The organism is Paenibacillus caseinilyticus (genome assembly GCF_027533645.1).
Lineage (GTDB): Bacteria > Bacillota > Bacilli > Paenibacillales > NBRC-103111 > Paenibacillus_G > Paenibacillus_G caseinilyticus.
Map to the genome: position 1 here is coordinate 415,401 of NZ_JAQAGY010000003.1, position 21,901 is coordinate 437,301.

Consider the following 21,901-nt stretch of genomic DNA (forward strand, 5'->3'; position numbering starts at 1 on the left):
TGAACCGTTAGGTGTAAAATATTGACCTTTCGTCCGGGAGACGCGGGGAAGGAGACCGGTGTGGGCCGAAATTCGCTTCGTTTCAAATTAATTGTAGTTTTACTGATTGCAACCATTGCTCCTATCGTAACGTCCATGATCGTGACGAATGCTTATACGAAGCAGTCCGTGAAAGAGAAAGCGATCCAGGAAAACACCAATCTGCTTGTGCAGAGCCGGATCAATCTCGTCAATCACATGAATCAGCTCGTCGATCTGTCTTTCAGTGTCTATAAGAATCCGTCATTCATCCGTCTGATGGATCTCGGCTTCCGGGGATATCAGAGCGAGGCGGAGATCAAGAACCTGATCCGCACCATTGCCGTCAACCGGGAAGTGTTCCAGGTATACATGAACCTGCTCGACCGCAATCCCGGGGAAGACCGGTCCTTTCTTCTTACCAACAACACGGTCATCCGGCCGAGCCCGGAAGTCAGCATGCCGCTCAATCCGAGAATCCGGCCGGGTTCTTATGAAGCGGTGGTAGAACCGACCCATACCAGCCATGATTACGGACTGGCGCTTTTACCTTACTTTACCCCCAGGGAAGTTCTGTCTATACACCGGGCCATCTACCGGGTTCCTTCCATGGAACTTATCGGCAGCCTGTCGGTGGACTTCTCCCTCGACACCCTGTCGGGGCTGATTTCCCAGCTTCTGAATGAGCAGGAGGAAGCGTACCTGCTCGACAACGAAGGAACCTTGATCTACTCCAGCATTCCCGGCATGAAGCACGGCCACAAGCTGAATGAGCCTTGGGTGGAGCCGATGCTGCTGTCCTCCGCCGCTCACGGGACGATGGAAGATCCGACAAGCATCCACCTTTACGAGAAGATCGAAACCTCTTATATGAACTGGTATTTGGTCAAAAAAGTTCCCTATGAACAACTTTACCGCGGCGCAAGAGAGTTGACGCAGATCCAATTCGTTATTTTGGGCGTCCTGCTGCTTGTGGTAGCCGGATTGACGCTCTGGGTCTCGGTGCGCTTCACTCGTCCCATCAAGGAACTCATCGGGTATATTAATATCATCCAGACCGGGCAGCTGGATGTGGACATTCAGGTGCGGACCAAGGACGAGATCGGCATTCTCGCCCGCCGCTTCCGGCTCATGATGGATACGATCAACGACCTGATTACCCGCGAATATAAGCTCGGGCTCGCTAATAAGACGAATCAACTCAAAGCGCTGCAGGCTCAGATCAACCCGCATTTCCTGTACAACTCCCTGCAGTCGATCGGCACACTGGCCCTTCAGCATCAAGCGCCGAAGGTGTATCACCTCATCTCCACGCTCGCGAAGATGATGCGCTACAGCATGAATACGAGCGAGAGCCTGGTCTCTCTGCGCAAGGAGGTAGAGCATGTCAAAGCTTATCTCGAGCTGCAGCAGCAGCGCTTTGAGAACGAACTCACGGTCGGTTATCATATAGAGGAAGGAACTTACGATTGCATCCTGCCCAAGATGACCCTCCAGCCGCTGGTCGAGAATTACTTCAAGCACGGGTTCGATCCCCGCGAGAATCCCGGAGAGCTTCTGCTCACCTCCAGGCTGCTCGAAGACGGACGGATCGAAGTGACCGTAGAAGACAACGGGCGCGGCATGAGCGAAGAGGCGCTGAAAGAGCTCCTGCTCCGCTTGTCGCAGGACGACCCCGTGTCCGACCCCGCCGAAGAAGGCTCTGTGGGAGAAAGCATCGGGCTGAAGAACGTCAAGAACCGGCTGGCCCTTCATTTTAACTTGGATGCGGAGCTCCTGCCGGAACACCGCCAACCTACCGGACTGCGGATTACCCTCCGCTTTCCGTCCATACCGCTAGGAGGAAAGACACCGTGATTGCCATCATCGTAGATGACGAAAAGCATGTCAGAGAAGCCATCAAACTGCTGGTCCCCTGGGAATCCTTCGGCATCGCCAACATTCTCGAGGCCCAAGACGGGCTCGACGCGGCCGATTTGATATTGGAGCATAAACCCCAGCTGATCTTCACGGACATGATGATGCCGCTGCGCAGCGGCACCGAGCTGCTCGATTGGCTCCAACTGAACTACCCCGAAGGCAAGACGATTGTCATCAGCGGACACGACGACTTTGAATTCGTCCGCCATACCGTCAAGTCCGGCGGTATTGATTACATCCTGAAGCCCATCGATGCGCAGCAGCTCTATAATGCGGTGGATAAGGCAGTAACCGCATGGAAGCGGGATGAAGCCGACCGGCTTCTGCAGACCGAGAGGAACATCGAGCGCAACCAATTCAAGCCAGTGTACTGGGAGAAGATGCTCTCCGGCCTGACAGCGGAGCCTGCCGGGTATGAAGCCTGTTCCCTGGCGCTCCAGCAGGAGTTCGGGCTGGGACAGAGTACCCGGGAATGCCGGGTCGCCATCCTCAGCCTGGATACGATGAGCTCCATCCTCCGCGGAAAGTTCGACCGCAATACGGATCTGCTGTATTTCTCCCTGACCAATATCGCGAACGAGGTGCTCAAAGAAGGCCGGCGTACCGGAATCGCTTACCGCAACTGGAACAGCGACAACGAGGTACTGGTCCTGCTGTATGAAGAGCTTCCGGCGTCGGAGGAGCTCCTGCAGAAGATCCAGCGCAGTCTGCTGGCCGTGCTGGGCAGCACCCTGGATGTGGGCCTCTCCCTCACCCATGCCTTCCCTTCGGGGCTGCCGGCTGCCTATGATGAAGCACGCAGGGCCCTGCGCGGACGCAATCTGCTGTCTAGAACGAAGGGGGTCCATGTCTTCAGCCTCCCGGGCGCTGCCTCGGCCAAGCTGCTCTCCTTCTCGGCGTATGCCGAACCCGTTCAGCTCGCCGTCCGCAGCGGAAGCGCCGACCAGATCCGCCGTGCTGTCGGCGAGTGGATCGCCGCGGTTCGCGAACTCCCCTCCATCGACGTAGAGCAGCTCGAGATGTGGCGGCACGAGTATACCGCGATCAAGAACCGCTGGGTCTCGGAGCTGCTTGGTGAGTCCTCTGCCCCGGCCCCCGCCGGCGGCAGCGACCGTTCGCCCTTCATCGTTCCGCTGGACGAGCACGGCGCCCTCTCCCTGGAGCAGTGGGAAGGGCAGCTTACGGTGAACCTGATCGAATTGTCCCGCCAGCTGTTGACGCAGCAGCATCAGGACAGCAATGTGATTTTTGAAATTTCCAAATACATTCAGAACCATTACCATCAGGACATCACCCTGCAGGAAATTGCCGGACATTTTTTCTTGAGCCGCGAGTATATCTCCCGCAAATTCAAACAGGAGTTCGGCGTGAACCTCTCCGATTATGTCAGCGGCATCCGGATCGACAAGGCCAAGCTGCTCCTGCTCAATCCCCACCTTCGCATCTCACAAGTCGCCGAAATGGTCGGGTATGAGGATGAGAAATATTTCAGCAAAGTGTTCAAGAAGATGGTGGGCAGTTCACCGAACGAATACAGGAAGGTGAACCCGTCATGAATACCCCCTTGGAGCCGGGGATACGGGGCAGTGGAATCCGTACCGGCGAGCCGGGAACCCGCAAGAAACGCAGAACTTATCTCGCGTTATTCCTGTTCTGGCTGCTTCTGGTTGGCGGCGGCGCCTTCGGAGCCAAGCTGTATACCGACCATCTGCGCGCACAGATCGCAAGTGATATTGCCGCCCAGACGGATGAGAGACTCAAGGCGGTGCAGCAGGGCTACGAGAGCCAGATCTCCCAGCTCAAAGACACCCTCACCGGCGATATGGCCAAGCTGCAGACGAAGATCGATTCCGTGAACGAACTCTTGGCGTTCACCAAAGACAGCGCGAGCACCAAGACCGATAACAGCAACCAGTTATACACCCAGCTCTCTGATCTACAAAAGAAACTGGAAGAGCTGCAAAAGCAGCTGGATGCGCTGCAATGATAAAAGGAAGTGAACTCCAGACATGAATCCCGCTCAGGGCATCAACCGCCTGATGCTGCTGGCACTGGCTCCGTTTCTCGGGGGGATGCTCTTTCTTACGCTCACCGCGCTTCCCATCGACCTGCCGGAGCGGACGCTGCCTGCGGCGGCCGAGCCCGGTCTCCGGGAAGGAATGGAGACTACCCTGTCTCTGCTGGACCGCAGCCGTACGGATGCCGCACTGACACGTACGACCGTTCAGAACTACTACGAGCTGTATGCCCAAAGTACAGCCGTCGCCTCCTCCATGGTGAAGACGGCGGCTGCCGCCGCCAAGCGTCCCGCAGCCGTCTTCGATTCCCGCTTCGGCGCTAAGCTCGGAACAGGCCCTTCCCGGGCCGCAGCGTCGCCGAATGTGGATCTGAAGCTGTACACTTTCCAGGAAAGCCAATATACCGGCTATGCGCTGAAAGTCTCGCTCCCCTCCGATCAAGGGATGAGGATGGTGCTGGGCAAGGATGAGGTGGGTGGCAGCGAGACCACGCTTGAGGCGGTGAAGCGCTACGGGGCGGTGGCCGGGGTGAATGCCGGCGGCTTTGCCGACGACGCCAAGACCGGGAAGCGGTACCCGCTCAGTACGACCATGGTCGGCGGCAAGTATGTATATGGCTTCGAGCCCACGTTCGAAGACCTCGCTTTCATTGGGCTGAACAAAGACCGGAAGCTCATCGGCGGCAAGTTCTCGAGGCAGGAGGATCTCGACAAGCTGCAGCCGGAATTCGGCGCCACCTTCGTACCCGTTCTGCTGCGCGGCGGGGTCAAGCAGCCGATACCTTCCCAGTGGCTGACCTCGCCAGCACGTGCGCCGCGGACGATTGTAGGCAGCTTCAAGAACGACCAGCTGCTCTTCCTCGTGACGGATGGCTATGACGAGAACGGCAATTCGGGAGCAACCCTTCCTGAGCTGCAGGACAAGCTCCTCGCCTTGGGGATCCAGGATGCCTACAACCTGGACGGCGGCGGCTCCTCGACCTTGATCTTCGACGGGCAGGTCATCAATCATCCGTCGGATGGCCGGCTGCGGCCGCTCTCCACCCACTTCTTATTCTTTCAGTGAGATGCTAGCCGAATTGTTCACAGATTTATAAGTTTTCTTTTGGAACATCGTTGGTTATAATATAGGGCGGAGGTGCTGCCGCATGTCAGCTACATTTTGGATTATGATGACCATTTTCCTGCTGTTCATCGTTGCGATGCTTACAGCCGCTTATAACGAAGATAAGACGAAGGGTCTGTAAACGGCAGCCTGCCTCGGCCTGCCGGGGCGGACACAACGAATAGGCTGGAACCGTAACGGCATGAGCGAAGAATATTCTATCGCTCATGCCGTTATGTTCCAGCCTATTTTTTTGATTCCCGTATTTGCGCATGCATTTCAAAGCTCGTACTCTGGAGTAGTTCAGGATCTCCTTCCAATGCGGACGTCCGCCTTCACTTCGGCCTCGCTGCCCCGAACGGACTCCCACCGCACCCCGCACAGCCCGAGCTGCTTCAGAACCTCTTTGACTTCCAGCTTCACCTTCACCGTACTTTCAGTTCTCATATGGCTTCCCATCCCTCTTCGATCTTTTTCTCTACCCTACAACGGTACTACCCGAGCGATTCTTTCAGGAGAACCGTCTTCTCTTTTGATCCTATTTTAACACACCTTCCGTTACAGCATCGTTACAAATCCGCCGTAACCCCTTTTTTTCCTTTCTTCCTGCAGAGCAACTTTAGTCCTATTCCTGCAGACCCATCCTCCTGCCGCCATGACAAATACCTTGTCGCCCCCCTTTGGCTTAGCAAAAAAGCACCGCCGCTTTCCCCACCGGCAAGAGGCCGGGGGAAAAACTGCAGTGCTTTTTAGCGTACATTCGATGAGTGCCACAGAGAGATCTATCCGTTATTCTTCAGAAGATGCATCTCGCCCAAACATTCGGCACATATATGACGTTCCTTAAAGTCGCTGACGTGATCCATGGAGCCGCAGAAGACGCAGCGCGGCCGGTACCGCTCCAAGATAATATGATCTCCGCTCACCAAAATTTCGACAGGATCTCCTTCGTTCATTTGGTATCGTTTGCGCAGCGACTTGGGAAGCACAATTCTTCCCAGTTGATCGACCTTTCTTACTACACCTGCCGGTTTCATCATCAATTCACCTCACTTTTCACACATGCCTTGAGTTCCCCTACATAGGATTCGACACTGTGATGAAAATTCCTTCCCCAATCCGCCAGATTTCCTCAGAACATGCCGCTTTCTTCAAATAAGCGGCTCTACAGGATAGGCTTCAGCGCTGGCTGGGGCTACCGCAGGCCTTGAAATCCGGTCTGTCTCAGTCCTTCGAACAGGACAATCGCCGCAGAGTTGGAAAGGTTGAGCGAACGTACAGCCTCCGTCATCGGCATCCGCATCAGCTGCTCCGGGTGGGCCGCCAGGATGTCGGGGGAGAGTCCCTTCGTTTCTTTGCCGAACACGAGAAAATCGCCGTCACGGAACTCGATATCCGTGTAGAGCTTCTGCGCTTTGGTTGTAGCGAAGAAAAACCGGGCGTCCGGGTATTGATCTTTGACCTCCTGGAACGAATCATGATACTCCAGCTTGACGCTGTGCCAGTAATCGAGGCCTGCCCGTTTTAATGTGCGGTCGTCCGTGTCGAAGCCTAGCGGACGTACGAGGTGAAGCCAAGTTCCCGTAGCGGCGCAGGTTCGCGAGATGTTCCCGGTATTTGCCGGAATTTCTGGTTCTACCAATACGATATGAAAAGCCATGTCGCCTTTCCTCTCTATTTCTGCAATTTTAACACAGTTTTTACCTTTTCTTAATACGAAGATGATAGTGGCTTGAGATAATAACTTTATCCTAGTGTTACACAAAAGGAGATTATTCGGAATGATGAAGAAGAAAATTCTTGTCGTTGACGATGAACCTTCGATCTCGATGCTCATAGAGTTCAATTTGAAGCTTGTCGGATTCGAAGTTCACTGCGTCTATGACGGCGAGGCCGTATTTGGCGCCATCCAACATTTCCGTCCGGATCTGATCGTGCTCGATCTGATGCTGCCTAAGATGGACGGCATTCAAGTGTGCCGGAAGCTGAGAAGCCAGAACAATCTCGTCCCTATCATCATGCTGACCGCTATGCAGGATCTCACCGACAAGATCGCGGGGCTCGACAACGGGGCGGACGATTACATGACGAAACCCTTCAGTCCGCAGGAACTGATCTCCCGCATTCAAGCCATCATCCGGCGCATTCAGACCCTGCCTTCTACCTCTGAGAATACACCATTAACTATAGGCCAGATTGTCGTCCAACCAGACCAGCGGGAGGTCAAGGTCAAAGGCCAGAATATCGACCTGACGCCGAAGGAATTCGATCTGCTGCTCTTCCTGTGCAAGCACCGGGGCAAAGTCCTTAGCAGACAGCAGCTGCTGCATGGCGTTTGGGACTATCACTTCCTCGGCGATACCCGGATCGTCGACGTGCATATCTCGCATTTGCGTGACAAGATCGAGACGAACGCACGCAATCCCGAATATATTGTAACGATTCGTAACGTCGGTTACAAACTGACGGAGCCTGCCGTCAAAGAAGTCCTCGTCCAAGGCTAACCTCCTCCTCCGCTCTCCCCTTGCCGCCCCCGGCTCCCCTATCGGATCGCGCGGGCAGGCCTGTCCTTGGGCCCGCCCCGAACAACCTGCTGTGTCCTCGATTATCTCCCCGCACGAACAAGCGCACTGGATCCCAGATGCGCTTGTTTTTTTCGCCTCTCTGTCCTTACGGCATCACCGGTCGTCCTCCATCCGGACGCTAACAAAAACAGCCTCCCTGCAGCACCGTTGGGTAGGTCCTGCGGAAGACTGCTTGTCCTCTTAGCCGTTGCGCTGCTGGAACTCTTTCATGAATTCGGCAAGCGACTGGCAAGCTTCGTGCGGCACGGCATTGTAAGCGGAAGCACGGATGCCTCCCACACTGCGGTGACCGGCCAGGCCTACAAAGTTATGCTCCTTCGCTTCCTTCACGAACTGCTTCTCGAGCTCCTCGCTGGACAGACGGAACGTGACGTTCATGATCGAGCGGCTGTCCGCATCAATGTTCCCCGTGTAGAAGCCGCCTGAGCTGTCGATGACGTCATAGAGCAGCTGGGACTTCGCCACATTGCGTTTTTCCATGGCTTCCACGCCGCCTTGTTCCTTCACCCATTTCAATACCAGGTTCACCATGTAGATGGAATGCACCGGCGGGGTGTTGTAGAGAGATTGATTCTTCGCATGTGTCGTGTAACGAAGAATCACAGGCAGGTGCTTCGGTTCCTCCTGCAGGAGATCATCCCGGATCACGGCTACCGTCACGCCGGAAGGACCGAGGTTCTTCTGGGCGCCTGCATAAATCATCCCGAACTTGCTCGCATCGATCGGCCGGCTGAGAATGCCGCTGGTCATATCTCCGATGAGCGGGATCCCGCCCGTATCAGGAATGTCCGACCACTGCGAACCTTCAATCGTATTGTTCGTCGTCATGTGTACATAAGCCGACTTCGGATCAATAACGATGTCACTCGCTTTAGGGAGACTTCTCCACTTGCCTTCCTTATTGGAAGCCGCAATGGAGGCTTCTCCAACGATTTGAGCCTCCTGGTAAGCCTTCTCCGAGAAGCTGCCTGTAATCAGATAGCTTCCTACCGTACCCGGCTTCAGGAAGTTCAATGGAATCTGGGCAAACTGCATGCTGGCTCCACCGCCGTGGAAGAGCACTTGATACCCAGATTGGATTCCGAGCAATTCAAGCAGGAGGGATGCTGTTTCCGCATTCAGCGCTTCGTATTCTTTGCTCCGGTGGGAAATCTCCATGAGAGACATGCCGATGCCGTTATAATCGACGAATGTCTCCTGTGCTTGCTGCAGCACTTCCAAGGGAAGCGCGGCGGGACCTGCATTGAAATTATAAGCGCGCTTAGTCACGATTAAAACACCCTCGCTTTTCATATGATATGGATATGATAGCAAAGGTTGCCGCGTATCATCAAGTGTAAGTTTCTTGAACAGAGAGGAGCAATGTGCCATGGAGTCAACACTGCGCCTCTTCGCAGCTGTCGGACTGCCGGGGGAACTTAAAGCGAGCCTGGGGGAATGGATGCATCGGATGAAGGGTACGGTTCCCTTCCGCAAATGGGTGCATCCGGAGGATCTACACATTACGCTGCAGTTTTTGGGAGAAGTAGGTGCTTCAAGAAGCCGAGAGATTGAGCAGGCTTTGGAGGTGACGGCGGCCCGTTCTCGTCCCTTCCAGCTGCAGTTAGGGTCCATTGGCACATTCGGTAAGACATCGGCCCCTTCGATCTTATGGGTTGGACTAAGCGGTGAATTGGAGGAACTGCGTGTACTGCATGAGCAGGTGGAGAAAGCGATGTCGGGCGTGGGATTCCAAGCGGAAGAACGAAAGTTCCAGCCTCATATTACGCTGGCCAGAACCTATCAGGGCATACATAGCTGGGACCGCGAACAACAGATCAACACCTCCCTGCCGGAAGCTTGTCTAGTTCCGTGGCAGACAGATCAATTGATACTGTATCGAAGCCGTCTTGGGCACCAGCCGATGTACGAACCTGTGCGGATCTACGCGTTGAACCATGCGGATGAATGAGTCCTGTAAGGAGGAAGTGGGGAAACGAATACGGCTGCACAGAGCCGCATTATTCGGTCTCGCCGGCTAATGTGGTTCCACTGTTGAGATCGGAGGATACGGCGGAAAAGACATTGGGGTCAAGCGTAATGGCCTCCAGCGCTCTGGCTGTATTGATTCCCAGCTGACGCAGAGTATGGAGAATATCTAACGGGATGCTTGTTTCCATAACTACCCCACTCTCTTCATTGTCCTTCGGAGGAACAAAGCGTTGTCGATCCTCATACCCATTTTATCCGAATTAAACCATTTTTTGATGATCTAAAATAGCCAATTTATATAGAAAAGTTAATTGTGATATGCGTAGTAAATGCGACCATAGAAGCAAAAACAAGGGCAATACGCAGCCCTTTCTATCTTGCTTGTTCGTAAGTCACTGCTTGTCTTGTCTTCAATTGTCGAACGATCTTCCGGAGCGAATCTTTACTGAGCCCCAACTCATTAAACTCCTGGATAATCTGAACCCATTCCTGATCGAGCTGCTCTTGTTTATCAGCCGAGTCGTGAAGAATCAGGGTCTGCACGTTGACTCCAAGCACCGGCGCCAGCTTACGAAGGAATTGAATGGATGGATTCGACTGCAGGTCCCGTTCGATGGAGCTTAGGTAGGATTTGGCTACACCGGCGCGGGCGGCTAGTTCTGTCAGTGACATCCGTTTTTGGTGTCTTAATTTTTGAATGCGAGCTCCTATCATTACTGATTCCTCCCTATAATATAATGAACCTTATCTCTAAGATATAAAGTGCTGGAAACATACTAATTGTATCATAAGCGGATACAAACTGTATCTTTGTATAGAAAATTTTATTATTTCGGCGACCCCTGGCCATATTCTAAAATTTGTAATCTCCTTCTTCACAAACGATGATACGTACTGTATAATCAGGTTCATATCCAAAGATTCAACAGAATTCGACATTATGATGCAGTGCTGAGGCAGCGGCAACTTGACGGAGGGAACAATGGCATGATCAGAATTGGGGACAAAATCGCTCTTCTCAGAGAAAAGCAGGCGCTAACACAGGAGGATCTTTCCAGGAAGCTGGACATCTCCCGTGCTTCACTCTCTCATTATGAGAAGAATCGACGGGAGCCCGACTATGAGACCATCGTAAAGATTGCGGACTACTTTAAAATTTCCATTGACTACTTAATGGGGAGAACGGAAGACCCGCACAGCGTTCTGGATCCGGAAGTCAGGGATTTTGTAGACAGTCTGGAACTATCCGATGAAAAAATCATGGGTACCTTCTCCTTAACCATAGACGGCAAGAAGCTAACCGTGCAGGAAGCCAAGAGATTCATAGCTTTCGTAAGAGCCGAAAGATCGATCTGACCGGAGAACCGGCTCAGATCTCTTTGGCGTGCATGCCCTTATCATTGGGCATTAATACCTATGTATTCTTTAGTTATAAGGAGTGGTTGTATAAATTCCCGCTACGAGGACATACTGGGCAATTAAAGGATGGGTGAATTGGGAAGGGTCTTGTTCACCGGCTGCCCGGCTTGCTCCAAGGATGAGGATTCCATGACTTTCAGGAGGATTTCGGTCACTCGGTGGGGTTGAATGCCGAGCTGCTGCATCATCTGACGGATATCTACGGAAACGGTATGGCTCATCATGTTCTCTCCTACTGTGCTGTAATTCGAGATAATGCAGGGCAATTATCACTGCTGAATCATTACCCGGATGCATAAACATTGAATCACAGAATCATATACTTATTGTATCACACACCGGATACGAAATGTAACTGGGTTTTGAAGGATATTTCTGTTAAGTTTTTAACATTTTCATTTCAAATTCCGTAACCAATCTTCACAAAACGCGATACGTAATGTATAATTTACTTAGTTCTTTCGACAGGTTTGTTGAACGATCTCCCACGCTGTTCTCTATAGATAACACGTTTATGAGACCATCGTATCAGTGCTATACATAACCTTTGGAAGACTAAAGTATAATTATTGCTATCATGGACAGGTCAATGGACCTACCGAGCAATCCGAAGTGCCTATGCAAGGTTTCAAACCTCACGCTCTAGGAACTGGGATACTGAATATGATGGACGGGGTGGGAACAATGGGGCAAATAGGCAATCGAATCGCTTTACTAAGGGAAAAGCAGGCGATGACCCAAGAAGAACTGTCTTTAAAACTCGACATCTCTCGTGCCTCCCTCTCGCATTACGAGAAAAATCGACGGGAACCCGATTATGATACGCTTCTTAAGATCGCCAACTTCTTCAAAGTCTCGATCGATTATCTTCTGGGACGCACACAGGATCCCGAGATGGTGCTTGATCAGCAAGTAAGACAGTTCGTGGAGAGCCTCGAACTTTCCGACGACCGGATTCTCCAGCACTTTTCTCTAACGATCGACGGCAAACAATTAACTCCTGAGGAAGCCAAGCGGTTTATCGCCTTTGTCCGCGCCGAGCGCTCCTTTTGACACAACAAAAAAAGCCTCTCAGAGCCCAAGGGCCTGAGAAGCTTTTTTTGTTGTGTTCCGCCCGATATCTTTTTACTTTGACCCCGTCCTCTATCCCGCTTCCTTCTGCCGAAGACCCAGCAGCAGCCGGTAGAGCCTCTTCAATCTGCTTCGGTTCAGCAGCAGCATGCATGTCATCAACACAAGACGAAGCCCCGAAGCGAAGACTTCGGGAGAGGGGAGAAAGTGTGTTACAGCTAGAAGCAGCAAAAGGGCCACATTCCCCCCAAGGAGCCGCGGCTGCATCTGAATGTCCAAGTATGTTCTCGTATGCAGGATACGCACACCCCACATGATCACAAAAGCCCCCATATTCGCCCAGGCGGCCCCCATTGATCCGATCGCTGGGATAAGCAGAAGATTGAGCCCTATGCTCGCAGCCGCCCCTATGACCGAACTCAAGAAGGCTCCTTTCGTCTGCTTGGTAATCATGTAGGTGATCCCATAGAAGCTGGATAAGCCTACGAAAAATGACCCTGCCAGCAGAACGCTCGCATATTTCCATGAAGTATAGTAGTCCGGGGCGGCCATGACCACCAGCAGCGGCTTGAGGAGTAACAACAGAACCGCAATACCGGTGCACAGCATGACGTAATAAGTCTGAAATACATCCGAGAACAGCCGGTCCTTTTGGGGCTCGGCATACATCTGGATTGCACCGGGCTGCCATGCCATATGAAACACGGTAGTCATCAGGGCTACAATACTGGCAAGCTTCATCCCTACCGCATACAAGCCTACTTCCCCCGCCCCTTCAAAGGCATAGATCAAATAGCGGTCGACAGCCTGGATGACCCACCAGGCCATCAGATTGGGCAGGAGTGGAATCGAGTACGACAGGAGCTGCTTAGCATAGGTCCAACGGACAGCTGAGGGGCTCAGCTGCTTCCATAACCTGCCCCAGAAGATCAACAGAAGCAGTGCTGCCGTCTGGCTCAAGAGCAAAGAATACAAGAACCCATCGATCCCCAGCCGCTCCACGGCCAGGAAATATACGGCACCTGCGGCTGTACCGGCCGTCGTAACCACGTCGGACAGGACAAAGGCCTTCGTGTTCCCCAATCCGCGTATTACTTGCTTGCAGAAGGCGGCTGCCAGCGAGGCCAGCACCAGCAACAGAATCAAGCCGTCCCGGTTCTGCAGCAGATGACTCGCACCGAATGCAGACTTCCACGCCAAATAGACAAGAATACTCAACAGGGCACCACACGTCGCAAGGGCCAGTCCGGTTGTAATATATCTTGTCTTTTCTTCTAACCTATCTTGCAGGTCTAGTAGATGCCGGTACAGGGCATCCGAGATTTGCAGGCCGATGAGAGGCACGGCGATGACCGTTATCGTGTTCACCAGTTCGATGAAACCATAATCTTCCGTGGAGAGCGTTCGTGTGTATAGCGGGAGGAGCAAGAAAACGATGAGTTTGGAACCGAGGGTACCAAGCCCATAGAGGAATAGATCCGTGACCAGCCTCCTGTATTTCGGGTTAGCCATGCGTGTGCTCCGTTCCGCGCTTATGGCTGTTGTCACCCTGAGGAGCGGAGACTTGCAGCTCCCCATCTCCTTTATCCTCCAACATCATCATCGCTTCCGCCCCAAACTCACCCATAAAAATAGCGATTTTGGGAGAATAATTGTACATATAGCAGGTGATGTTCAGAAAATAAGCCGCCGCTCCGACATGCAGACGGGAGGTAACGACAACCTCCGCAGCCGCCAGAATCTTAAGCTTGTCTTCAAAATACCTGGCCGTGCAATACGTGACTTCCATCCGATGGGCATACCCAGCAAGCAGGTCATAGAGCTTACGGCCGCACTTCTCGTCATAACTGGAATCCGCATTAAGAATCTCGATACGCTCTATACCATGCTGCCTTGCAAGACGGAGGCAGAGGTCCACTACCGGCGTAAGCCGGTTTCCAAGCGTCGTTGCCCCGTATTTCTCCAAATTCCTCCATGCCAATACCAACGTACGGCTCTTTCTCGGCGGGTCCCCTACTGGCGGGCTATATGTCCGAAGGAGCTCATGAGCGGGATCGTCGATCCGCTCCACCTTATCTTTATGGAATAGGGTCCAGGAACGGCCCTGCCGGTAAGAACGCTCATCCCGGAACGACACGTAGCAGCTCGCATTCAGTAAAGCCACTGTTCTGGCCCGTCTGCTCCAAGACGTCAGGTTGCCTATGCCTACTCCGACGTAGGCTATCGGTTTGCCTGACAACAGAGCCAGCATCATGGGCCTGAATAACCCGTCACCGTCTTCATCGGTGAAACAAGTGCCTCCGCCCCATAAAACCAACGAACTCGAAGAGACCGCCTGCAGAAACATACGGATATTACGAAACCGCCGGCCTCTGCTCCAACGGTACACCGTGATCGCCGGAGAAATCCAAGGGATAGCTTCGCCATAAGAAACTAGATTCAGCTTCAAATGAAGCGGTTCCAGCTTGTCCAGAATGCTGCGGAGCATCAGATCGTCCCCGAAGTTGTTGACCCCGTAATAACCGACAAGCGTGACTTCACGGGATTCCCTAAGTAATTGTTCCAACCTTGGTGTCATCATGTCCGTTCTCCTGCAGTTGGCGTGGGTATCTAGGTTAGTTCAACATAATCATGCCTTGGAATTGAATATCCACGATCAACGGATCCGTATTCACGACTTCCGGGTAAGCATTGATTTGAAGTTTTTTCCCGCTCATCCTCGGTGCCGAAATCACAATTCCGGTAGAGCCTGTCTCCTTTACCAATTCGGCTTTCAGCTCCGTCTCATTCCAGGTGAGCCGGAACAGTTTGGAGTAATGCGTGATTCCCTTCTTGACTACCACGTGCAAATGGCCATCGGCGTATACGCCCAGCGGGATCGTCTCGGACCAGAGACTTTTTGCCGGCTTGCTGCCCAGATTAAGCAGCGTGTGACACTGCGTCATCGGAACCGAGAAGCTGGGCTTGTCCACATAGACGCATTCCCCTTTGTTCCCGTAGATCGTATTGCCTGACACGGACACCATCTTGGATTGCTCCAGCAGGATCCCATGACTTTTGTTATCGCGGATCATATTATCCTTGATCTGGATGCTGTTGCTGTCGCCTGCCAGGCAAATGCCAGCTCCCGAATTGTTCGTAACGACATTGCCGCTGATGAGAGCATCGGACATCATGTTCCCCGCATACCGGATCCCGCCCGAGCCGCAGTTCATGACGTTGTTTCCTATGATCGTCGCTTTGTTCCCTTGGTTATCATTGGAATATTCAAAATGAATCCCGTAATTGTGGCAGTTGCGAATTTCATTGCCCATAATAGCAATCTGTTCGGCATCGATGACATAGATTCCGGAGTTCAGCCCGTTGTTGGGGTCATTCTGTACCCCGTCGATGATGTTCCCCGTAATGGAGATGTTCCGGCAGTTATCTTCCACATGGATAGCCTCATATCTGCAATCCTTGATAATGTTTCCAATAACGGACACCCGGCTAGCGCCTGCCAACCCGATTCCGAACCCTGCCGTGTCTCCCGTTCCCTTCCCTGCCGGGACTGAAATGTAGTTATTGGAGATGATGATATTGCTTGCCGCTTCATAGGCAGATTTTTTGGTTCCGGTAATCGGGCTGTTAATTTCGATCGCATCGCCGTATATATCAATAAACCGGTTGCCGATAATCTTCAGATCCTCAAGATCATCCGCATTATAATTGGTAAGCACGCCATAGGTTACCGCTTCAAAAATACAATCCTGAATGAGAATATGCGCAATGCCTTTGGCATTCATGTCCACGGCTTGCGATTTGATACCCGTAAACTTGCATGAGCGGATTTCAATATGCTTGGCGTTTCGTGCTAAGTTAATATTATAGCCCGCATTCTTGTTCTGGTTCTCCAGCCATAACTCTTCGATGGATACATTGCTCCCGTCGATGCTGATCATGCCAACTTCATTACTGTCAGGCTTGACCACTTTCGCGTTGCCCTTCAGTATCGTATTGCCGCCGATAAACAGGCGCGAAGTAATGAGATAGGTCCCGGCCGGCAGATAGACCGTTCCTCCGCCTGCCTTCGTGCAAGCATCGATCGCTTTCTGAATGGCCGGCTGGTCGTTCGTTGCCCCATTGCCCACCGCACCGTATTTCATCACATTATATACATCATCTTCCACAGCTGCACTTGCCGCAGCAGGAACGGGAGCAAGCCACTTGGACGTTGCCAGGGAGAGGCCGCCCAAACCGATCATGCTGAGAATGGCTCTTCTGGACAATTTCTTGTTATCTTCGCTACTCATTTATTTATCCCACCCAACATATGGTAGTCCCTTCTTCGTATAGTATTTACTATCGGAGCATATGCTCAATCACTTTAGTTTAATTTTTGCATACTATGAATAGTACTAGGAAAAAAGGAGGTGATGGCATATGGACTATACGGTAGAGAATGTGCGGGACCCTAAATATGGTGCCTTGGGGGACGGAAATCAAGATGATACGTCCGCTATTAATAAAGCCCTGCGCGCTGCGGAAGCCAGCGGCGGCGGAATTGTGTATTTGCCCCAAGGCGTGTATAAAATTTCAGGAGTCCTGAGAATTGGCTCGAACACGATTGTTCGAGGAGCCGGTACGGGGAGCCTTCTCTTCAACAGCAACCCGGCGAACGGAACCCTTCTCCAAATCAACGGTAATCATATTGCCGTTGAAGAGCTTACGATACGCTATGATACACCTCAAGTGGGCATCGGCATCTTTTGGGCAGCCAATACCTTCCACACCTCGATTAGAAACTGTACCTTCACGGGAGCTACGGCTCAGGCCATATACTTGGACAGACCTGGCATCAAACATGTCTCGATTACGGATTGCCGCTTTGACGGCGTCATTTACGGCATACTTACCAATCTGAATGCGAACGACCTATCGGATCTTCGCATCCTCAATAACCACTTTGTGAACATCAGCGGAGACGGCATTGAAATTAACAGCCCGATCCAGATGATGGGCGTTAACCGTGAACCCTTCGATGCGGCCTATAACATTACCATACACGGCAACTACATTTCCTGTCCACCCGAACAATCGTCAAGCGTGAATGCCGGATTCGGCATTGGCATTGCAGGGGGCACCTACATCTCCATCACGGGCAATGTGATCGCCAATTGTCGGCAGCAGGGCATTCATATCGAAGATAACGCTTCGCATATTAACATTACAGGAAACACCATTCATGATATCGGCAGCAACCCGGACTTGGCAACCAATTCCGGAATCTATGTGATTCACAGCGACTATCTCTCGATCAGCAGCAACACGTTCCGCAAGTGCGGCGATTATGGGATTCAACTGGACTTCAGTGTGAACGAACAAGTGAATGAAGTCGTGGTGACGAGCAACCTGATCACGGAATGCCGAGCCGGCGGCATTCGTATCACCGGTGACACCTACAGCGACTTCCATATAGCTGACAATATCGTCAACCGCAATGGAGGCAGTGGCCTCAGCATTGCCGGTCAGCCGATAGGCCTTAAAGTTCTGAACAATACATTTCGTAACAATGCAGCGTACGGAATTCAACTCGCCAACGGCGGATTTCTGAGTGAGTTTTCGGGCAACAGCCTGTACAGCAATACGTTGGGGCCGTTCTCTTTCGAGGCGGCCCAGTCGAGGATTCCCGTTCCGATGAAAGATCAAAATAATCATGTAACGGCAGCCGTCAACGCAAGCTATACCCCTTGGGTCGATGCTCTCTCCCTGGGCAAAGCGGCAGAAGGTCTGCTCTGCCTGATTGCCAAGCAGGGCCCGCTCAGCAAAACGGATTTGTATCGCGTCGCCTGGAACGGCACAGCATTGACGATCACTAAAATCAGACAGGACTATATTGGGGCAATTGACCTGGTTACCCCCAAGATGCGGGGATCCTACCTCCAAGTTCAAGCTTACCGCCCTGCTTCCAGCGGAACCATCGTTGAATTTTCTATCCAATTCTTCGGCACCATTCTCATGGGCTGAAGGCCCGGACACATAAAAAAGGCGAAGGTTCCCTACTCGGGTTCCTTCGCTTTGAACGGCTTATATGAAATTAGGGTAAAAACGAATCGATTGCCTCAACAGCAGTCAAAGGCACATCCCGGTAGCCGCCGATTACCATCATCGCCGATTCCCCAAGCGGGGTGACTCCCGGCTGGTTCCGATTGCCCAGTTCCGAAGTACCAATCGATGCCCACTGATTTGTTCCGGGACTGAATACCTCTCCGAATACTTCTTGAGCGGCACCACCTAAGATTACCCACTTTCCTTGTACGACTGCGGAGGTGGCGTGCATACGCAAAGTGGATAACGGGGCTTCGGTGTTCCATGTCTGGGTCTCGAACTGGTATGACAGTACTTCGTTCGTCGGTTTCACTGCGCCGTAAGCACTCGGTGCACCGCCGGCAATCAGCAACCGATGATTGATCACAGCCGCCGTATGACCAAAGCGCGGAGTAGGCATCTTCGCTATTACCTCACGATTCCCATTGTTCGGATCGAACGTGAATACGCTGTCCAGGGTGACCCCCGAAGCATGATAGCCGCCGGCCACCACGATTTTGCCATCCCATACGGTAACGGAAGGATCATAGATATCGCATACTACCTCAGGCAGTACAGTCCACTGGTCAGTGCCCGGTTCATAGATTTGAACGGGAAGCGGCTTCCCCGTACGAGGCTCATAGCCTGCAATGATATAGAGAAGGCCATTCAGCGAGACTGTCTTGAGATGAACGCCAGGCACCGGAATGTCCGCTTTCTTCACCCATGCATTGGTCGTAAGGTCATAAGCTTCCACCGCTGCCGTATATCCCGCTATAGAAGAATCTTCACCGCCAACCGAATAGATGAATTCCCCTATCCGTTCTACTCCCTGCCCATACCTGGCTTGGCTCATGGAGGCTTTCGTCTCCCAGACGCCTTCGGCAAAAACGCCGGTTGAGCTGAAAACAGTAGTGAATTGAAGGATAACCAATAATAGGACCGTATAAAGGCGGGTAGTATACTTCTTCATGGTGCAGCCCCTTTCACTTCGCTGTTCTCACGGTTCATGTATGCAGGGTAGGAGTAGATTGTCTGAATCCTTATAACTTATCTTTATGCTGTCTTATGATAGTTAGTCCTACATCCCGAGCAACTTCTCACGATATAGGGGATTACCCTCAAAAACAGCCGGTGAAACAGGGATTCTACGATTCTTGTGACGCTGCAAACAGTAGACTTAAGACCCAGGATAAAACGCGAGATTCGAATGTTATGACTCATTATATGATACGTATTGTATCGAGTCAAGAACCATTCTGTAACTTTTTTCCTAGATAGGCCTTCAAATAGGAAGCGTACTTCCGGGCAGCCTCCCCAGTCATATGAATCCCGTCCGCCGTCTCGTACTCATCCGGATTCGGTGTAGGGACCCATGAGTAGCGGTCTGCAGGAAACTCGGCATTCCAATGGGCGCGAAGCGCTGTGGAGCGGACCGATTCATGAAGACTGCGATGGGATGGCGGCTCGAACAAGACGACCTGAACGCCCTTCGCACGCAGTGCGTCAACCGCCTGCTTGAGTTCCAGCGTAACCGTCTTGAGTATCTCCGCTTCCGGTACGACACTGTGCTCTTGCGCATGACGGGCCAGCTCCGAAGCGAGAATCGCCGGGTCTACGCTGCCTCCCGCTTCGGCTTCCTTGCCGGCCCCTCCCTTCACCCATTCTTTGAACAGGATGACAGGCTGATACTCGGTCCGGAAGGCGGCGAACGTTCCCTTGACGCCGCTGGCAACCGGCGAAGTCAACTTATGGACGAACTCCTTGTCTTCCCCGCGCAGCATCGTGTCATTCATTTCTACAAGTACCGTGGAAGGCAATGTTCCCTTGCTGTGCAGCATGATCTGTAATCCTGTCAGGGCGCCCCCTCCCGCAAAGGCAATATTGGCATACTCTGTACCCAGGTATTCCGGGAGAAGGCGGTAGGCCATCGAGGAGCCGGTGATCACATGCTTCACGGTTTCTTCCGCATACAGATAACGCTCGGCCTTAATCACGTTATTCTGCCATTGGTTTGTGCCGCTCCCCCCATGGACGACCCCCGTCCCGATTACGGTGGCGAAGCCCACCGTAAGGATAAGGAATGAAGCGAGCGACTGCATGATCAGTCTAGAACTGGAAGTAGATGAATTCACCGGCATCCCCACTATTTAACAGAATTAAGAAGAGCATGATTCCATAGCACACAGGCTCCAGCTTGCGTCCCCAAGACTGGCCCTTGCTTTGTCTGATCAGATATACCATATGATACATAATCACTGGCAGCGAGTAGATCAGAATATACAACACTTTACCGAAATCAACGCCCCTATGAATATTCGTAATCAAAGAGCTCACGTAGAGAACGACGTGATGAAATTCTGGCAGCTTGAATAGCAGCCAGCCTACCGTCACAAACGTGAACACTAACAGCATGTACAGTCCCTTCAGCAGCCCGGCACGCCAGCTTCTTACGGGAACAGCCTCACTGGTCGCCGCAATACGCCCCGCTACCTCCGGAGGAATCGTGCCCAGAGCGGCTGAATTCGCTCTTTTCTTTTTCAGCCAAGCTTGGACGGCTCTTTCGATCGCCAGAGCTCCCCCATGCCACGCCCCCCATATAGCATAACTCCACGCCGCCCCATGCCAGAGACCGCCCAGCACCATAACCAGGAAGAGGTTGATGTATGTCCGGGTTCTGCCTTTGCGGTTTCCGCCCAGTGCGATATACAGGTACTCCTTTAGCCACGTCGACAAGGAAATATGCCATCTTCTCCAGAACTCGCCAAGCGTGGTAGAGATGTACGGGAAGTTGAAGTTATGCGGCATCCGGTATCCGAACAGCGCAGCCAAACCGAGGGCGATCAGAGAGTAGCCCGCGAAGTCGGCGAAGATCTGCATGGAATAGCCGAAGAGCATGGCGGCCAGCGTAAAACTGGATTCCAATTGAAAGTACGGGTAAGCAATCCAGAACGTCTGGTCCTTCATATTGTCAGCTACGACCATCTTCAGGAAGTAGCCCATGATCAGCAGCTTGAACGCGGAGTCCCACGGTATTTCATTCATGAGTTTACGCTTAATCTGCGGCAGGAAGTCATACGCCTTCACAATCGGACCTGCAACAAGCTGCGGGAAGAAGGCTTTGAAGAAGGTAATGATGAACAAGTGCTTGCCGAAGTTCTTCTCTATCGAGATCCTTCCCGTCCCCTTCTGCTTCTCTCTATAGACATCCACCACTAGGCTGATCCCTTGAAAGGTGAAGAACGAGATTCCCAGCGGCAGCGGCAATCCAGACAGCCACATGGCAATATCGCCTTCATGCCCGAACAGCGATTGGTAGACCAGATTCGAATATTTGAAGAAAGCCAGAATGGCTAGATTCACTACGACGCCAAGCGCTGCCCAGCGAAACCTGTGTTCCCCCTTACCATAGAAGACACCGTAACTGGAAACTGCGTTGATCAGAATAGAAAGGAGAAGCAGCAGCAGCAATACGGGCTGATGGTAACCGTAGAATACCAAACTGGCGGTGATCAAGATCGGGATCTGCAGTTTATGCAGAGCAGGAATATAGTACAAACCAAAGGTAATGATCAAGAGTACAAAAAACTCCCAGCTGTTAAACAGCATATTTCATGCCTCTCCTTAGACTGGGGCCAACGCCCATAGCTGCGCCCCAGAAATTAAGATAAAAACAGCTATCCCCGTAAAAACCGCCGCCTCAATCCATACGTCCACCATCTGCTGCCA

22 protein-coding genes are annotated in these 21,901 nt (G+C 52.3%); 9 read left to right on the plus strand and 13 right to left on the minus strand.

Translation table 11 applies throughout. The features are described from left to right. The first annotated feature begins 135 nt into the window (after positions 1-135). The 4 genes from O9H32_RS07340 to O9H32_RS07355 are packed head-to-tail and all read left to right on the plus strand — an operon-like array spanning position 136 to position 5,021. The gene (locus tag O9H32_RS07340; RefSeq protein WP_269865274.1) at positions 136-1,875 is read left to right on the plus strand and encodes a cache domain-containing sensor histidine kinase; all 1,740 of its coding nucleotides are present in this window, start codon (positions 136-138) and stop codon (positions 1,873-1,875) included. Next, positions 1,872-3,494 carry a response regulator gene (locus O9H32_RS07345; protein WP_269865275.1) on the plus strand — a complete coding sequence of 541 codons (1,623 nt, stop codon included), beginning with the start codon at positions 1,872-1,874 and terminating at the stop codon, positions 3,492-3,494. Before O9H32_RS07340 ends, O9H32_RS07345 begins: the two co-directional genes overlap by 4 nt. Beyond that, positions 3,491-3,925: an ABC transporter C-terminal domain-containing protein gene (locus O9H32_RS07350; RefSeq protein ID WP_269865276.1), complete on the plus strand. Its 435-nt coding sequence runs from the start codon at positions 3,491-3,493 to the stop codon at positions 3,923-3,925. Before O9H32_RS07345 ends, O9H32_RS07350 begins: the two co-directional genes overlap by 4 nt. A 22-nt stretch (positions 3,926-3,947) precedes the next feature. Further along, the gene (locus O9H32_RS07355; protein ID WP_269865277.1) at positions 3,948-5,021 is read left to right on the plus strand and encodes a phosphodiester glycosidase family protein; all 1,074 of its coding nucleotides are present in this window, start codon (positions 3,948-3,950) and stop codon (positions 5,019-5,021) included. Positions 5,022-5,363: 342 nt separating this feature from the next. Here the strand turns inward: O9H32_RS07355 and O9H32_RS07360 are convergent, their stop codons facing one another. The 3 genes from O9H32_RS07360 to trmL form a co-directional block, all read right to left on the minus strand. After that, positions 5,364-5,507, minus strand: coding sequence for a hypothetical protein (locus O9H32_RS07360; RefSeq protein WP_269865278.1), 144 nt, complete (start codon positions 5,505-5,507; stop codon positions 5,364-5,366). A gap of 335 nt (positions 5,508-5,842) precedes the next feature. Further along, positions 5,843-6,097, minus strand: coding sequence for an AbrB/MazE/SpoVT family DNA-binding domain-containing protein (locus tag O9H32_RS07365; protein WP_269865410.1), 255 nt, complete (start codon positions 6,095-6,097; stop codon positions 5,843-5,845). A 158-nt stretch (positions 6,098-6,255) separates the two neighbouring features. Next, a complete protein-coding gene (gene trmL / locus O9H32_RS07370; RefSeq protein ID WP_269865279.1) occupies positions 6,256-6,720 on the minus strand; it encodes a tRNA (uridine(34)/cytosine(34)/5-carboxymethylaminomethyluridine(34)-2'-O)-methyltransferase TrmL in 465 nt (154 codons plus the stop codon). A gap of 121 nt (positions 6,721-6,841) precedes the next feature. Between trmL and O9H32_RS07375 the strand changes: the two genes are divergently transcribed. Next, positions 6,842-7,564, plus strand: a complete 723-nt coding sequence (locus O9H32_RS07375) for a response regulator transcription factor (RefSeq protein WP_269865280.1) — start codon at positions 6,842-6,844, stop codon at positions 7,562-7,564. 261 nt (positions 7,565-7,825) lie between these two features. Here O9H32_RS07375 and serC read toward each other — a convergent pair whose 3' ends face one another. After that, positions 7,826-8,914, minus strand: a complete 1,089-nt coding sequence (serC, locus tag O9H32_RS07380; RefSeq protein ID WP_269865281.1) for a 3-phosphoserine/phosphohydroxythreonine transaminase — start codon at positions 8,912-8,914, stop codon at positions 7,826-7,828. A gap of 100 nt (positions 8,915-9,014) precedes the next feature. On the opposite strand from serC, the gene thpR reads away from it, so the two are divergent. Next, on the plus strand, positions 9,015-9,596 hold the full coding sequence (gene thpR / locus O9H32_RS07385) for an RNA 2',3'-cyclic phosphodiesterase (protein ID WP_269865282.1): 582 nt from the start codon (positions 9,015-9,017) through the stop codon (positions 9,594-9,596). Positions 9,597-9,645: 49 nt separating this feature from the next. Here thpR and O9H32_RS07390 read toward each other — a convergent pair whose 3' ends face one another. Then, entirely contained in the window at positions 9,646-9,804 is a 159-nt protein-coding gene (locus O9H32_RS07390) for a hypothetical protein (RefSeq protein ID WP_269865283.1), read from the minus strand. Positions 9,805-9,988: 184 nt separating this feature from the next. Then, entirely contained in the window at positions 9,989-10,330 is a 342-nt protein-coding gene (locus tag O9H32_RS07395) for an XRE family transcriptional regulator (RefSeq protein WP_269865284.1), read from the minus strand. Between the two features lie 273 nt (positions 10,331-10,603). Between O9H32_RS07395 and O9H32_RS07400 the strand changes: the two genes are divergently transcribed. Further along, a complete protein-coding gene (locus tag O9H32_RS07400; RefSeq protein ID WP_269865285.1) occupies positions 10,604-10,972 on the plus strand; it encodes a helix-turn-helix domain-containing protein in 369 nt (122 codons plus the stop codon). A gap of 122 nt (positions 10,973-11,094) precedes the next feature. Here O9H32_RS07400 and O9H32_RS07405 read toward each other — a convergent pair whose 3' ends face one another. Then, positions 11,095-11,256, minus strand: coding sequence for a hypothetical protein (locus O9H32_RS07405; protein ID WP_269865286.1), 162 nt, complete (start codon positions 11,254-11,256; stop codon positions 11,095-11,097). Positions 11,257-11,719: 463 nt separating this feature from the next. Between O9H32_RS07405 and O9H32_RS07410 the strand changes: the two genes are divergently transcribed. Continuing rightward, entirely contained in the window at positions 11,720-12,088 is a 369-nt protein-coding gene (locus O9H32_RS07410; protein ID WP_269865411.1) for a helix-turn-helix domain-containing protein, read from the plus strand. Between the two features lie 90 nt (positions 12,089-12,178). On the opposite strand, the gene O9H32_RS07415 is transcribed toward O9H32_RS07410, so the two are convergent. From O9H32_RS07415 to O9H32_RS07425, 3 genes are read right to left on the minus strand one after another with little or no spacing between them, the layout of a single operon-like run. Beyond that, a complete protein-coding gene (locus O9H32_RS07415) occupies positions 12,179-13,618 on the minus strand; it encodes a lipopolysaccharide biosynthesis protein (RefSeq protein WP_269865287.1) in 1,440 nt (479 codons plus the stop codon). After that, positions 13,611-14,687 (minus strand): polysaccharide pyruvyl transferase family protein, encoded by a 1,077-nt coding sequence (locus tag O9H32_RS07420; RefSeq protein ID WP_269865288.1) that lies wholly within the window; start codon positions 14,685-14,687, stop codon positions 13,611-13,613. The genes O9H32_RS07415 and O9H32_RS07420 overlap by 8 nt, the downstream gene beginning before the upstream one ends. A gap of 34 nt (positions 14,688-14,721) precedes the next feature. Continuing rightward, positions 14,722-16,398: a right-handed parallel beta-helix repeat-containing protein gene (locus tag O9H32_RS07425; protein ID WP_269865289.1), complete on the minus strand. Its 1,677-nt coding sequence runs from the start codon at positions 16,396-16,398 to the stop codon at positions 14,722-14,724. 130 nt (positions 16,399-16,528) lie between these two features. Here O9H32_RS07425 and O9H32_RS07430 point away from each other — a divergent pair, with 130 nt between their 5' ends. Next, entirely contained in the window at positions 16,529-18,112 is a 1,584-nt protein-coding gene (locus O9H32_RS07430; protein ID WP_269865290.1) for a right-handed parallel beta-helix repeat-containing protein, read from the plus strand. Positions 18,113-18,182: 70 nt separating this feature from the next. Here O9H32_RS07430 and O9H32_RS07435 read toward each other — a convergent pair whose 3' ends face one another. From O9H32_RS07435 to O9H32_RS07445, 3 genes are all read right to left on the minus strand, one after another. Continuing rightward, entirely contained in the window at positions 18,183-19,145 is a 963-nt protein-coding gene (locus O9H32_RS07435) for a Kelch repeat-containing protein (protein ID WP_455072782.1), read from the minus strand. Between the two features lie 274 nt (positions 19,146-19,419). After that, positions 19,420-20,274, minus strand: coding sequence for a hypothetical protein (locus tag O9H32_RS07440; protein WP_269865292.1), 855 nt, complete (start codon positions 20,272-20,274; stop codon positions 19,420-19,422). Positions 20,275-20,281: 7 nt separating this feature from the next. Further along, positions 20,282-21,781 carry an MBOAT family O-acyltransferase gene (locus O9H32_RS07445; RefSeq protein ID WP_269865293.1) on the minus strand — a complete coding sequence of 500 codons (1,500 nt, stop codon included), beginning with the start codon at positions 21,779-21,781 and terminating at the stop codon, positions 20,282-20,284. Positions 21,782-21,901 lie beyond the last annotated feature (120 nt).